The organism is Paenibacillus sp. MY03 (genome assembly GCF_002165585.1).
Classification (GTDB): domain Bacteria; phylum Bacillota; class Bacilli; order Paenibacillales; family Paenibacillaceae; genus Pristimantibacillus; species Pristimantibacillus agaridevorans.
The window spans coordinates 33,012-45,889 of the sequence record NZ_MXQD01000025.1 but is presented as its reverse complement, the minus strand read 5'-3'; the positions used below and the strand labels follow the sequence as shown (position 1 = coordinate 45,889).

Sequence of the window (12,878 nt, the reverse complement as noted above, 5' to 3'; positions counted from 1 at the left end):
AACCATTCTAATATGGCGAAGGAGTGCATGTGATGAATAAGCAATGGATATCGGGAAAACGATTGATGGCGGTCTTGCTGGCTGCCGCGCTTGCCTTGCCCGTCTTCGCAACGGGAGCCAAGAAGGCCGAGGCTTTTACGGCGGCCAACGCCGACACGGCTATGAACGGATTCGTCAGCACGTTCTACGATCCAGTCGCAAAGTATTTCTACACGAACAGCGACCATCTGATCCATCCCGAGCATGCTCACGGTCCAAACGGCGGGTTGTATACCGACTTCTGGTGGGAAGCCCAGCTATGGGAAACGGTTATGGACGCTTATGAGCGGACAGGAAGCAGCGCGTACCGGACCATGATCGACGATGTGTACGACGGATTTAATGCCAAGGTGCCAGATATGCTCGTCAACAATTTCAACGACGATCTGGGCTGGTGGGCGCTGGCTTGCATGCGTGCTTACGAGCTGACAGGGACCGACGAATACAGGAACCGGGCGTGGTTCTTGTTCAACGAAATTTACAGCGACTACGACAGCACGTACGGAGGCGGAATCTGGTGGAAGCGCGACGGCACGTCTCCGCAAAAGAACATCGCCACCAACGCGCCGATGGTCATGACGGCAATCAAGCTATTAAACGCGACCGGCGACACGACGTATCTGACGAAGGCTCAAAACATCTATTCATGGATCAAGAGCCGGCTGATCTCCGGCAGCAAAGTGAACGACCATGTGGAGGGAAGCGGCAGCGGGACGGTCGTGGACTGGGATTTCACCTACAACTACGGTACGTTCCTCGGCGCGGCTTTGGCCCTGCACCAGGCGACGGGAACGGCAAGTTATCTGACGGACGCGAACAACGCCGCGAATTACGTCATCAACAATATGACGTTGTCCTACTCCTTGTTGTACGAAGGGGAGAACGACGCAGCCGGGTTTAAAATGATTTTCGCGCGGAACCTGAACAAGCTCCGCATCGCGACGGGCAACGCCTCCTACTTAAACTTCCTGCAGCAGAACGCCACGCAGGCATTTAATCATCGGAGGACGTCGGACAATATCATCGGCAGCGACTGGACGGCGCCGACGGGGTCGGGTTACGTGCAGAGCCTCGCGGCCGCCGCGGGCGCTTCGATTCTGCAGTTCACGCCGCCGGACAATTACACCGGCAACATCGCAGGCAACGGAACTTACGAAGCGGAGAACGCGCGCAAGACGGGCGCGATCATTTCCGAAAGCACGCATGCGGGTTATAGCGCGCGCGGCTATCTGGCGGGATGGAACAGCAACGGCTCTTCCGTTACGTTCCATGTCAATCAGAACTCGGCGAGCACGCGAACGGTGACGATCAGGTACGCAGCCGGAGCGGGCAATGCAGGACGATATGTTGCCGTTAACGGAACCGTTGTGGCTAACAATCTGTCGTTCGGCAATACGGGAGGCTGGGGAAGCTGGAATACGGTTACGTTCAGCGTCAACCTGAACGCAGGCCATAATACTATCGTGATCGGCTACGACAGCTCGAAGGGAAATAACAATTATTTGAATCTGGACAAAATCTACGGACTGTAGCATGGAGGGTGCATGAAGCGGAGAAACTTCAGATTGGCGGTCGCGCTTGCCGCGGCGATCATCCTTGTATCGGCGGCGGCTTGTGGGAATACGGCAAGGGAACGGACGCGGCGTTGTTCAGCAATTCATGGGCGCAGACGCCGGACGAAGTCGTCCAGCTCGGCACTCAGCTTAGCGGCATGATGCTGCTGGAGCAGCTTGCTCTTCTGGAGCGGGAAGGCCAGCTTCCATAACGATTAACGATTGATAGAAGAATGACTAAGGCAGAATGGCATAGCGACTAGAGCGAGAGTAAGGGAGTGGAGACAGCATGGTATGGAGCACACGGGCCGATCTGGCCCAAGCAGCGCTGGAAGAACAATTCTGGAATGAACATATCGGTTTGTACAATATTGAGACGCCTTGTCCGAACGGGGAATGCAATACGATTTTTCACTATTGGTGGATGGCCCATGCCGTCGATGCGCTGGCGGATGGCTATATTCGGACAAGGAATGCTGCTTATGTGCAAAGGCTGGAATCCTTGTACGACGGCTTGCTGAAGCGCAACGGCGGGGCTTTCCCGAACGAGCTGTACGACGACATGGAGTGGATGGCGATTGCCTGGCTGCGCGCATACGAAGCGACGGGCGTAGAACGATTCAAGGAAGCGGCGCTTCTATTATGGGAGGATATTCAGACAGGCTGGAACAATCATATGGGAGGGGGCATCGCATGGCAGAAGAGTCAGCTCGATTACAAAAACACGCCTGCTAACGCCCCTGCCGTCATCCTTGCGGCCAGATTGTATCGACTTTTTCAGAAGGAAGAGGATCTCCAGTGGGCGCTTCGCATCTACGCTTGGCAGAAGGAGAAGCTCGTCGATCCAGACAGCGGCTTCGTCTGGGACGGCATGAACCGGACGGGTGACGGCTCCATCGACAAGGATTGGAAGTTCACCTATTGTCAGGGCGTCTTTGTCGGAGCGGGAGTGGAGCTGTACAAACTGACGAAAGACGAGGCGTATATGCTTGATGCCATCCGAACGGCGGGCGAGACGAAAAGAATACTGACGAATATCGTTACGGGACTGTTTCCGGACGAAGGCGACGGCGACGGCGGTTTGTTTAAAGGCATACTGGTCCGGTATTTGGCGGATCTCGCCCTGGTAGCGCCGGGGAGGTCGGAAGCCGAGGAGCTGCTCCTCTCCAATGCAAACAGCCTGTGGAGCCGGGCGCGCGATATGGAGCGCAACGTCTTCCACACGGATTGGTCTTCCCTGCCGTCGGAGCGGGTCACGCTGAGCACCCAGCTTAGCGGAATCATGCTGCTGGAACGGGTTGCGGCCTTGGAAGCTGTCGGAGTGGTCGTGTCGCAGACGGCCTAGCGGAAATAGATAAATGTATATAACCGCCGCGTTAATCAGAAAATATATTCAAGCCACAGGTACGCTCTTCTCGGGCGTAATGCTGTGGTTTTTTTGTGTACTTGTTTAGCGCTGGTGATGCTGACGCAAATTATCGGATATGGCGGAGCAGGTGGGATTATGGCGTAGAGTGGCTGGAAAGGTTCTGCAGTTAAGCTGGAGAAAAAGCGAGTTGGCCGTTCATCATAACGGCAAGCTGTTCTGCATTGATATAGGCAAGGTCGTCTTGGACGAAAACTCCGCCTTCTAAAACATGCCCGTTATACATGATGCTGCCTTCCTCAAACAGCAGCGAAAAGGAAACCGCGCCTATCGTAATATCGGCAGATGCAGTCTCTCGATTATAAAAGAGCTGTCCGCTATGTTTTTCCACGTATTCGCGGATCGGCACATAAACCTGGCCGTTTCTCTCGATAGATGTTTTTTGGGAGAAATCAAGTGCCCCGAGCTGCGCATGCTCGATCGGAACGGCGCCGTCTCCGGCGCGAAGGATCTCGACGCTGGGAACGACCGCCGATTCCGCTGCTGGTTCCACGTATGGAGGGTTAAACAGCCCTCCCAGCAAAGTGGCGGTTGCAATAATTAAGATCGAGGCATTGCGAATTATGAGATTCATAAGGATACCTCCCGGGTATGAGCGTTGAATGAATAGGCTTAATGCCATCTATTGCCCCTAGTCTACCCCTGAAATGTGCTGGCAATGTAAAAGGAATATAAAGTTTTGTTTAAGATCGGACTTCATCCCTTTTCGCCCATTGTCCATAGATACTAATAAACTTTATTGGGCACTGTGAAAAATAAAGACATGTTGGATTGTGTTAGTAGTGAAGGAGGGACAACAGGTGCAGGATTTATCTGAGCGAGGGGAAGCGGCTCGCAACGCCGTCATCAACTATTCGGACAATCTGGTCAAGGTAGCTTTCTCCTATCTAAAGAACATGTCGGATGCGGAAGAAGTCGCGCAAGATGTGTTTCTGGCCTATTTGCAGTCGGCTCCGGTCTTCGCGAGCGGCGAACACGAGAAGGCTTGGCTGATCCGGACCACGATCAATAAGTGCAAGAACAGGTTGAAGTCGGGATGGTTCCGGAGACGCGCGGCAATGCCGGACAATCTGGGCGAGCTTCCGCGGGACGAACATACGGTTTTGCAGGAAGTGATGTCCTTGGACGTAAAGTACCGGGTCCCGATCCACCTTCATTATTACGAAGGATATTCGCTGGAAGAGATCGCGGATATGCTGCATTCCAAACCCGCTACCGTCGGAACATGGCTCGCGCGCGGACGCAAGATGCTGAGGAGCGTAATAGGAGGAGGACAGGCATGAAGAAACCAGGGTACAAGGAGGCATTATCCAAGCTGAAGATGAGCGAGGACTTTCGGGAACGTACCATAGCGATGCTGGAAAGAGAACAACACAAGATGGAAGCCGATGGAACACTCAAAGGAGAGATTAGAATGAATACAGTGAACACGACGAAAAAGAACAAATGGGCAGCATGGTCGGTAGGCGTAGCGGCTTGCGCGGTGCTGGCGGTAGGCATTGTAGCTTGGGGCGGCAACGACGGCGGCAACGTGCCGGCGCCGGGCACGAATAACGGCGTAGTGGATTCGCAGCAGCCGGCTCCTCCTAGCTCCGGCAAAGCCGTCGTTAACATCGACGGGGTAATCGAAGAAGTGGCAGCGGACGGCAAGAGCTTCCGCGTGGGCGATCTGTGGGTATCGGTAACGGATGAGACGGAATACGGCATCCCGGGCCCTAATGCGCCCGAAGCTTCCGAACAGCTCGTCAGCAAAGAGTTCAAAGTTGGCAACGCGGTATCCGGCTTCACTTCGGATGACGTGGCAAGCGGCAAAGTCACCGCGCAGCGGATCTACAACAATTTCTAAGCCTATAAAACAAAGATGAGATAAAGAGATCTTAAAATCATGAAAAACCTCTTCCTAGGGTGAAGGACATCTGCTCGCAGGCCCTTTAAACAAGGAAGAGGTTTTCTTGACTTATATACTTTTCTTCTTGCGTCTGGACCTAACCGATCAGGATGTTGCTTTGACCGGCTGGACGGCCTCGGGCTTCGTGCTTGTCATCTTGCTGCTGCCGTTAAAGACGCCGCCCGACTCGATGATGAGCGAGGCTGCCGTAATATTGCCGTTAAGCACGCCCGTGGAGCTGATGGTCAGCTTGCCGCGTATCTCGGCATCGCCGTTTAGCTGTCCTGCAAGCACGAGGTCGCGGGCGCTTAAATTGGAGTTGGCAACGCCATTCTCCCCGATAATGACATCTCCGTTAGAGGAAATATCCCCGATAATGCTGCCTTCGATGCGAATGCTTGCTTCGGAGCGAAGCTTGCCCTCGAAGATCGTACCTTCCCCGATGAGCGTATCTGTCGTATCCGGGTTAATTTTGCCCGATCCGGATTTGCTCTTGAACATGTTTACTCACGTTCCTCTCTGTCCTCTTGGATATAGGGGGTAGGGTCGACATGCGTGCCGTTTACGATAACCTCATAATGCAAGTGGGGGCCCGTGCTGCGCCCCGTGTTGCCGAGCTCGCCGATCAACTGGCCTTTGTGCACCTTGTCGCCTACCTCTACATGTCTGGCGTTAAGATGGAGATAACGAGTCTCGATGCCTCTCCCATGATCGATCAAAATATTGTTGCCCTGCGGATAGGTTCTCTCCGACAAGGAGACAACGCCGTCTGCCGCAGCGTAGATGGGATCGCCGCGATTGCCGCCGATGTCCAATCCGTTATGAACGGCGGAACGGCCGGATATAGGATCTCGTCTAACGCCGAAGGTTGAGGTGATTTTCCGATTGTCCGAAGGCCAGATCGTCGGGGTAATGTCCAGCAATTGCTGGTGCTTTAGTATAGCGGACTTGGTTGCTTCCAAGCTGGGTTTCAGCTCGTCCATGAGGCTTGCGAGCAGGTCGAACTCCTGCCCGGTGCGATTCGCAAGGGAAGATGCTTCAGCCGATTGCATCAGGCTGAATTCTTCGCCGCCTTGTCCTCCTTCGCTCAGGGGCATGCTATTTGCCGAGGAGATATGTACGTCCGTCGATTGGATGCCGACGATTTCTTTCAATTGGCTCTCTAACTCCGCAATTTCGCTTATCTTGTTTTCGATCTGATCGGCTTGTGCCGACAGAGTCGTTAGATCGGCTTCCAGAGCAGCAATACGGTCGTTTTTGAACTGCAGCGACTTTTCGTAACCAGACTGCGATAGATCAAGCCGAGCCTGCAGATGTGCGAGCTTCGCAGCGCTGCCGCTGAACAGGGAGATGAATATAGCCGCGCATATTGCCAGCAAGGCGATGGCCGACGGTACGATTACTAATATGTATCCGCTTACGGTAAAACGTTTTACGGATTGGTTCGCTTCGGGAATAATGACGAAAGTAAATAGCTTGGATAACCGTTTCATTTAGGCTCCTGGACCTCCTACTTCAATCCTACTCTTGCACAACCCTGTTTATTCGACAGAATAGGCCTTAATTCCTGCATGGGAGGAAAAAACGTTGCCGCATCTTGATGGAAAGTCGGATTGTACCTTAGCGCGGACTCATGGTACGCTATGGTACGAGTGTAATGGAGTGCAAAGATAACTGAAAAAACGGGCAAGCAGGATGGAAGGAGTGCATGGGTTATGTTGAAATGGGATGGACATACGCATACGCGGTTCTGTTATCACGGAAGCGATGCGAAGCAGGAATTGTATTTGGACAGGGCGATCGAGCTGGGATTCCAGCGTTACACCATTAGCGAACACCCGCCGCTTCCGGCAGGCTGGATCGACGATCCTAAGCTGATGGACGAGCTTGCGATGTCGATGGACGAGATGCCGGACTATCTGGCTTACGTTAAAGAAATGAAAGCGAAGTACGAAGGGAAAATCGAAGTGACTATCGGTCTGGAAATCGATTATTTGCCGGGTGCGTCATCGTTCACGGAGGAGCTGCTGGAGAAATGGGGTAACGAGCTCGAGGATGTTGTCTACTCCGTGCATTATTTGCCCGGCGTCGGCGGCATGCGCTGCATCGATTTCACCGCGGAGGACTTTCGTCGGCATCTGCTCGCCCATTATGGCACGATGGATGAGGTAGCGAACGAATATTACAATCATGTAGAAGCGGCGATTCGTGCAGCCGCCAAGCTGCCGATGCGCAAGCGGGTCGGACATATCAACCTGATCGAGAAGTTCCGGACGGAGCTGCCGGAGATTAGCGAAGAATTGATTCGCCGCCGGTTGGAGGGCCTGCTTCCATTGCTGGAGTCGTCCGGCGTAGGCGTTGACGTCAACATGGCGGGGATGCGCGTGGCTACTTGCGGGAAACCTTATGTACCGGCATGGTTCCTTGCGGAGTGCGCGAAACGCGGCATTGCTTGCGTGTACGGCTCCGACTCGCATAAGCCGGAGCAAGTCGGATTTGGCTACGAATGGTTCGAGGAGACAATGGCGCGTGGATGAGCCGGGGAGGGACGCGGAGCAGCAAGATGCGTCTACGACCGGGAATGAAGATGGACAGGCAGATGCGCCTGCGACCGGGCATGTATATAGACGGGCAGATGTGCATGGTACGGCCGTGAGGAAATCCGGCGAGGCAGATGTGTCGATCACATCGAAGGAATCCAGTCAGCCGGATGCGCCTGTCGAAATGAATGAATCCGGCCATTCAGATGCGCCTGGCGCGGCAGTAATGGAATTCGTCCATCCAGATGCGCCTGTTGCCGCCTTAAAGGAAGGTGCACAGAACAGTGCGCGTGTTGTCGTGAGGGAAGTGTCCGCGAATGACGAGTGTTTGTCCATGTTGATCGCACAGCTAGACGATTACCTGGCGGGCTTGTATCCGCCAGGCGAAATATTCGGCGTGGACTTCTCGGACCCTTCTACTTCAAGCATGGTTTTCGCTGTGGCGTACCTGGATGGCCGACCCGTGGGCTGCGGCGGAATTCGGAGCCTGGACGGCGACACTGCAGAGTTGAAGCGCTTCTACGTAGTACCGGATGTTCGCAGGGCGGGGATCGCGGGGAAGGTGTATCGGTTTCTGGAGAAGCGTGCAGCTGAGCGGGGGCATTCGAGGCTTCGGCTGGAAACGGGCGAGCCTCAATTCGAGTCCATCGGTTTCTACCGAAAGCAAGGTTTCTACGAGATCGATAGGTTCGGAGAATATGCGGAATGCGAGTCCAGCTACTGTATGGAGAAAATAATCAGCCTATGAGAAGCGGGAAGAATGGTTCCCGCCTCTATAGGCTGTTTTTTGTCGATTAGGAAATGATGCAACAACTTCGAATGAGGATTGCGCGCCGAGTTACCCCTATATTTGTTCAGTCTTTATCTTTATAAGACAAACAATTTGCCATCGAGGAAATAATAAATATCCTCTCTCTTAAATCCGTATTCTAAGCTCCTATGCTTAATATGTGGTTCAAATGTAAAGAGGGTTACTTCACTCAGCCTAGTCTTATTTCCCGACTCAAAATATCTCCTGTTGTCCTTATTAAACTCAATTGTATGGCCCAAATTTCCGGCAAAATCAAGGTTAATATAATCGAGCTGGTTTATTACCTCATTCATATGCAGGTAGACATCTTCAAAAGTCATGTCAGGTTTGATATAGTTCATAAATATGTTATGCAGGTTCTCTTCAACTTTAATCCCATCCATAAGCTCAAATTCATTATTGCTACATTCTAATGCATCTACGCCTACAGCCTTCCCATCAATGATAATAAACGTTCGGGCATAGTCGCCCCAATAGGTATTAAACTCCGGACTAAGGTCTACTGTTACAATATCATTCCTGCCGACTAATGTTTCTGAAGGCTTATAACCCTTGCCTGATTCGGAAATGGTTGTTCTCTTTCCAACGTGAACAAATGCCCCTATACCATGATACCAAAAACTATTTACGCCATTGGCTCTCATAATGTCTTCGGTTATACAAACAATTTCACGTTCTGAAATGCCTTCTTTAATTACATTCTTTAACTCGCTTATTGTGGATTTAGCGATGGATTGAACGTGTAGATAATTTGACAATTGCTCCACAAATAACCCACCTTTAACGTAAAGAGTCTTTTTTATTTTTTCCTAATTTAAATAAACGAGCATAATGGTTGGCCGCGCTATTGAATTGTTGCAGATTGAGGAGTACAGCAGCTCTTTTCAGATTTCAGTCCTTCAGGTAAACAGGTACTTGAGCTTCCAAGCGAAGGAGTCCCTTCGGTGAGTCCATCGATCTGCGCGTGGGGCTTTGAAATATTTTTCGACAATGAATGCCCGTCCAATTTACTAGAAAATAGTATATTAATTGGTAACCGCTATGATATAATATAATACAATAGTCCTACATACATATGAAAAGGGAGTGTATTATGTCATGGCAGTTATCGGTCTATTTTCATTCTTTGCAGTACTTTTCTTCATAGTGATGGCGATTATCCCACCACTTAGGCGAAAGATTTCTCCAAGCTTCACCCTCAAGAAAAGCATGTTATTTGGTCTTATTGCATTCATTGTCTTGATTGTAGCTTTTAGCGTAGATTCTGACGATACGAATATGACTGCCGATGTTGACAAATCAGTTGTCGAAACGGAGTCGGAAACAAAATCTGAACCTACAAGTGAGACAGATAAGAAAGAAGCAGTTGTTGAAGATAAAGTAGAAGTAGCTGTTGCGACACCTGAACCAACAGTCAAACCAACACCTGAGCCAACAGTCAAAGAAACAGCAAGCCAACGCAATGCAGTACGTACAGCAAAGAATTACCTAGAGTACACGGCATTTTCAAGGAAAGGTTTGATAGAGCAGTTAGTGTTTGAAGGTTACGATAATACTGATGCCGAATATGCAGTTGATCGGGTAAACGCAGATTGGAATGAGCAAGCCGCTCAAAAGGCAAAAAATTATCTTGAATACTCGTCATTCTCAGAGCAGGGTTTAATAGAACAATTAGAGTTTGAGGGATTCACGAATGCACAGGCTAAACATGGGGTAAGTATTGCATATGAATAACATATTTGAGGGCGACTAATGGTCGTCCTTTTTGTTTACTGGTAATAGTGTCTTCCGTTCAATCAATTCGTTTATAACGATATCAGCCTGAGTAAGTTCATCGCTTTGTGCGAAATCAAAATTACATCCTATGGCAACCAAACCGTTGTCTTTTGCTGCATTTATACCTGATAGGCGGTCCCCCACTACTGCTGCCTTAGTAATCCCATATTTTACAATAATACTAGTCGGCGGCGTCGATCTAAATCCCGCCGACTGGCTACTTTTCAAGATTTAAGCCGGCGACATCGATCCAAATCTCGCCGACCAACTGCTTTTCAAGCTTTAAGTCGGCGGCATCGATCTAGAGCTCGCCGACTGGCTGCTTTTCAGGATTTAAGTCGGCGGCGTCGATCTAAATCTCGCCGTCCGGCTGCTTTTCAAGATTTAAGTCGGCGGCATCGATCTAAAGCTCGCCGACCAACTGCTTTTCAAGCTGCCAGCCACACTCCGCTACCCGATACTGCGCTCGAAGGCGACGATCCATTCACCCTTCGTCGCTGCGTAGCCGGAGTCGCCTTCGGCAACCAGGCCGTAAATATTTTTGACGTCGAGAAATTCGCGGCGCGTGCCATTCTCGAACTCCAGCGTGATGTAGTAATAAGTGCGCGAAGAGGACGACATATGACCGATGCCATCGTTGCCGTGATTATGGTGGTTCGTATGATGTCGCACGTCCATCCGTTTGGCCACGATTTTGGCGAAGGTGCTTTCTTGGGGCGAACTTGCGTTTTTCGCGTGTTTGACCCCTGAGAAGATGATACCGCCGATAACGACCGCGAAGCCGATGACGATAATAATAGGAACAACTGTAATCATGAAGTCAAAGCCGGCCGGAGCGCCGAAAGGATCTCCCATAGTAATACCTCCTGTTATCTTGAAATTTTATCGATTTTCATTTTACGTCATTTCCCGGGAAAATGTTGCAGAATCCAACAGACTTCATCGCAATCTCCCTTTAAGTGCGTGTACGTGTGCGTGTTAAAAAGTTTCCTTATCGAAACCATAAATCCTTGAACCGCACCCAGCTTAAAGACTCAAGCGTAATGCCTTGAACGGAGGGGTGGAACGCTGTCTTTAGATGTTTGCGATAAAGGAAGCATAAGCTGTCGCGGCCGGTAAGCTCCTGCTCGATACGGATGAACAGCTTGGCACGCGCAGCGGGATCGGCCTCCGCCATAACGGCCCGCAGTCTATCGTTCATGATCGAGGCATCGCGATCCGGCATGTGCTGCAGCATGCTCGTATACAGATCGACGAGCCGGAGCTCCCGGTATTCGTCAAGCATAATCGCGAACAGCAGCAAGTCGGCTTCCATCCGTTCGCCGCCCTTGAACTGCTCCGCCGGCAGAAGCCGGATGTCGAGACGGATGCCTTGCGCTGCCAACAGTTCCGCGACCAGAGAAGCATCCGCCGCATATTGCGGAATGGTCAACAGCGTTAACGCGTTGTTGCCAGAGCGTTCGTAATAGCTGTTCAAACCGGCGATAAGCTCCTCAAGCTCTTCCTCCAAAAGCGCTTCTGGAACGGATGGAGCCTGTCTGCCTTCCTTGTCTCCGCCGCTGGCTCGCAGCCAGAAGCTGGTGGCTTCCTCGATAACGTCGCCAGACAGCAGTCGAAGCAGCTCGCCGCGGTTGATCGCGCGATTCAGGAGCCTTCGGAGCCTTGGGTTAGCCAACGCGCCGTCCTTTAATTCGTTCATGGACAGGAACTTGCAGGTCGTGCCGGACTGCCGGACTTGCTGCCACTTGGAACCCTCGTTCTCCAACATCCTTACGTTGTGCATCACTTGATATTGCCGCAGCTCGCTGCTGTCCTGATGAGGCTGGCCGTCCGGAATCGGCATCGTCCACAATTCAACCCGGTCCAGAAAGGGCCGTCCCTGAAAATAAACCGGATTCGCCTCCAACGTCAAAATTCTCTGGTCGCTGGAAAGAAGTCGAAAAGGACCGGTGCCTACGGTCGAACCTCCAAGGCTGCCAACTCCGAACCGCTCGCCCTCCGCTTCGCACACATCCTGCGGCACGACGGAAGCGCGGTTCGTGGCGAGGAACGGTAGAAACAGCTCGCACCGTTTCATCAGCTGGAACCGGATAGTCGTGTCGTCGGGCGTCTCGATGGACTGTATCCCGCGGTAAACCCAGCTGTACAAGCCGTCCGGCGCTTGCCGGCGCAAACGTTCGATGGAGTAGGCCGCGTCGGCGGCCGTCATCTCCCGTCCATGATGGAACATGACGCCTTTCCTCAGATAAAATGTCCATTCGGTCCGGCTGTTGTCCGACTCCCATGCATGCGCCAGATGCGGAAGCACTTCGTTGCCGCGGCTGTCCATTCGCACGAGGCCGTCGAAAAGCTGGTGGACGAGATGCGATTCTCCAAAATAATGAATATTGGCAGGATCGAGGCTGGCAATCTTGCCGGGCAGCGGAAAGCGCAGCGTATCGGTCCTGCGTTTGCCGTCTACTTGGGACCGAAATCCGAACTGGCTCGCCAGCCAATCCTGGAACGTTTCTCTTGCAGCGAGCCCGTCCGCCCCCTGAAGCGTGTCCAGCCCGGCCTGCAGATCGCCGCGCCCTACATGCTCTTTGGCTTCTTCCAGCAACATATGTTCAAGAGGCACGAGGAACACGAGCTCCGACCGATTGCCTCTGCCGCGGCGCGACTCCCATCTGATCCAGCCGTCGCTTTCCATCCTCTTCAAGATCATGACCATATTGCGCGTCGTGCATGCCAGTCGCTCCGCCAGCTCAAAGGTGGTCGTCAGCGCGGCCTCTCCGTCGGCAATCGACGAATAGGCGCGTCGGAGCGCGATATAATGCCTCCGGATCTTCATATCCGCCAGCCCCTT

At 52.2% G+C, this 12,878-nt stretch carries 14 protein-coding genes and 1 pseudogene; 8 read left to right on the top strand and 7 right to left on the bottom strand.

Annotated elements, in window-relative coordinates:
• Positions 1–32 precede the first annotated feature (32 nt).
• The 3 genes from B1748_RS20115 to B1748_RS20105 all read left to right on the top strand — a co-directional run bounded on the left by B1748_RS20115 (position 33) and on the right by B1748_RS20105 (position 2,937).
• The gene (locus B1748_RS20115) at positions 33–1,571 is read left to right on the top strand and encodes a glycoside hydrolase family 76 protein (RefSeq protein ID WP_087569734.1); all 1,539 of its coding nucleotides are present in this window, start codon (positions 33–35) and stop codon (positions 1,569–1,571) included.
• Positions 1,572–1,579: 8 nt separating this feature from the next.
• Positions 1,580–1,804 carry a hypothetical protein gene (locus B1748_RS20110; protein ID WP_087569733.1) on the top strand — a complete coding sequence of 75 codons (225 nt, stop codon included), beginning with the start codon at positions 1,580–1,582 and terminating at the stop codon, positions 1,802–1,804.
• 77 nt (positions 1,805–1,881) lie between these two features.
• Positions 1,882–2,937, top strand: a complete 1,056-nt coding sequence (locus B1748_RS20105) for a glycoside hydrolase family 76 protein (protein WP_087569732.1) — start codon at positions 1,882–1,884, stop codon at positions 2,935–2,937.
• Between the two features lie 190 nt (positions 2,938–3,127).
• Here B1748_RS20105 and B1748_RS20100 read toward each other — a convergent pair whose 3' ends face one another.
• Positions 3,128–3,592, bottom strand: coding sequence for a hypothetical protein (locus B1748_RS20100; RefSeq protein ID WP_087569731.1), 465 nt, complete (start codon positions 3,590–3,592; stop codon positions 3,128–3,130).
• Between the two features lie 226 nt (positions 3,593–3,818).
• On the opposite strand from B1748_RS20100, the gene B1748_RS20095 reads away from it, so the two are divergent.
• Positions 3,819–4,301: an RNA polymerase sigma factor gene (locus tag B1748_RS20095; protein WP_087569730.1), complete on the top strand. Its 483-nt coding sequence runs from the start codon at positions 3,819–3,821 to the stop codon at positions 4,299–4,301.
• Positions 4,298–4,864: a hypothetical protein gene (locus tag B1748_RS20090; RefSeq protein ID WP_087569729.1), complete on the top strand. Its 567-nt coding sequence runs from the start codon at positions 4,298–4,300 to the stop codon at positions 4,862–4,864. The genes B1748_RS20095 and B1748_RS20090 overlap by 4 nt, the downstream gene beginning before the upstream one ends.
• Positions 4,865–5,011: 147 nt before the next feature.
• On the opposite strand, the gene B1748_RS20085 is transcribed toward B1748_RS20090, so the two are convergent.
• Both B1748_RS20085 and B1748_RS20080 read right to left on the bottom strand, forming a co-directional pair.
• Positions 5,012–5,407 carry a bactofilin family protein gene (locus tag B1748_RS20085; RefSeq protein ID WP_087569728.1) on the bottom strand — a complete coding sequence of 132 codons (396 nt, stop codon included), beginning with the start codon at positions 5,405–5,407 and terminating at the stop codon, positions 5,012–5,014.
• A 2-nt stretch (positions 5,408–5,409) separates the two neighbouring features.
• The gene (locus B1748_RS20080; protein ID WP_087569727.1) at positions 5,410–6,399 is read right to left on the bottom strand and encodes a M23 family metallopeptidase; all 990 of its coding nucleotides are present in this window, start codon (positions 6,397–6,399) and stop codon (positions 5,410–5,412) included.
• Between the two features lie 222 nt (positions 6,400–6,621).
• Here B1748_RS20080 and hisJ point away from each other — a divergent pair, with 222 nt between their 5' ends.
• Positions 6,622–7,443, top strand: coding sequence for a histidinol-phosphatase HisJ (gene hisJ / locus B1748_RS20075; RefSeq protein WP_087569726.1), 822 nt, complete (start codon positions 6,622–6,624; stop codon positions 7,441–7,443).
• A complete protein-coding gene (locus B1748_RS37600) occupies positions 7,436–8,194 on the top strand; it encodes a GNAT family N-acetyltransferase (protein ID WP_256975783.1) in 759 nt (252 codons plus the stop codon). Before hisJ ends, B1748_RS37600 begins: the two co-directional genes overlap by 8 nt.
• 119 nt (positions 8,195–8,313) lie before the next feature.
• Here the strand turns inward: B1748_RS37600 and B1748_RS20065 are convergent, their stop codons facing one another.
• On the bottom strand, positions 8,314–9,024 hold the full coding sequence (locus B1748_RS20065; RefSeq protein WP_179215696.1) for a M24 family metallopeptidase: 711 nt from the start codon (positions 9,022–9,024) through the stop codon (positions 8,314–8,316).
• Positions 9,025–9,355: 331 nt separating this feature from the next.
• Here B1748_RS20065 and B1748_RS20060 point away from each other — a divergent pair, with 331 nt between their 5' ends.
• On the top strand, positions 9,356–9,991 hold the full coding sequence (locus B1748_RS20060) for an Ltp family lipoprotein (RefSeq protein ID WP_218781645.1): 636 nt from the start codon (positions 9,356–9,358) through the stop codon (positions 9,989–9,991).
• A 15-nt stretch (positions 9,992–10,006) separates the two neighbouring features.
• On the opposite strand, the pseudogene B1748_RS37595 reads toward B1748_RS20060, so the two are convergent.
• The 3 genes and pseudogenes from B1748_RS37595 to B1748_RS20045 all read right to left on the bottom strand — a co-directional run.
• Positions 10,007–10,216: pseudogene (locus B1748_RS37595) on the bottom strand (nucleosidase); the annotation flags it as partial.
• 267 nt (positions 10,217–10,483) lie between these two features.
• Entirely contained in the window at positions 10,484–10,888 is a 405-nt protein-coding gene (locus B1748_RS20050; RefSeq protein ID WP_087569725.1) for a DUF2500 domain-containing protein, read from the bottom strand.
• Between the two features lie 136 nt (positions 10,889–11,024).
• Positions 11,025–12,863, bottom strand: coding sequence for an ABC transporter substrate-binding protein (locus B1748_RS20045; protein WP_087569724.1), 1,839 nt, complete (start codon positions 12,861–12,863; stop codon positions 11,025–11,027).
• Positions 12,864–12,878: the final 15 nt, after the last annotated feature.

Bases quoted from the DNA above. Each gene is read 5' to 3' on its own strand.
- B1748_RS20115 (WP_087569734.1), top strand. From the start codon at position 33: ATGAATAAGCAATGGATATCGGGAAAACGATTGATGGCGGTCTTGCTG.
- B1748_RS20105 (WP_087569732.1), top strand. From the start codon at position 1,882: ATGGTATGGAGCACACGGGCCGATCTGGCCCAAGCAGCGCTGGAAGAA.
- B1748_RS20100 (WP_087569731.1), bottom strand. From the start codon at position 3,592: ATGAATCTCATAATTCGCAATGCCTCGATCTTAATTATTGCAACCGCC.
- B1748_RS20090 (WP_087569729.1), top strand. From the start codon at position 4,298: ATGAAGAAACCAGGGTACAAGGAGGCATTATCCAAGCTGAAGATGAGC.
- B1748_RS20085 (WP_087569728.1), bottom strand. From the start codon at position 5,407: ATGTTCAAGAGCAAATCCGGATCGGGCAAAATTAACCCGGATACGACA.
- B1748_RS20080 (WP_087569727.1), bottom strand. From the start codon at position 6,399: ATGAAACGGTTATCCAAGCTATTTACTTTCGTCATTATTCCCGAAGCG.
- hisJ (WP_087569726.1), top strand. From the start codon at position 6,622: ATGTTGAAATGGGATGGACATACGCATACGCGGTTCTGTTATCACGGA.
- B1748_RS20060 (WP_218781645.1), top strand. From the start codon at position 9,356: ATGGCAGTTATCGGTCTATTTTCATTCTTTGCAGTACTTTTCTTCATA.
- B1748_RS20050 (WP_087569725.1), bottom strand. From the start codon at position 10,888: ATGGGAGATCCTTTCGGCGCTCCGGCCGGCTTTGACTTCATGATTACA.
- B1748_RS20045 (WP_087569724.1), bottom strand. From the start codon at position 12,863: ATGAAGATCCGGAGGCATTATATCGCGCTCCGACGCGCCTATTCGTCG.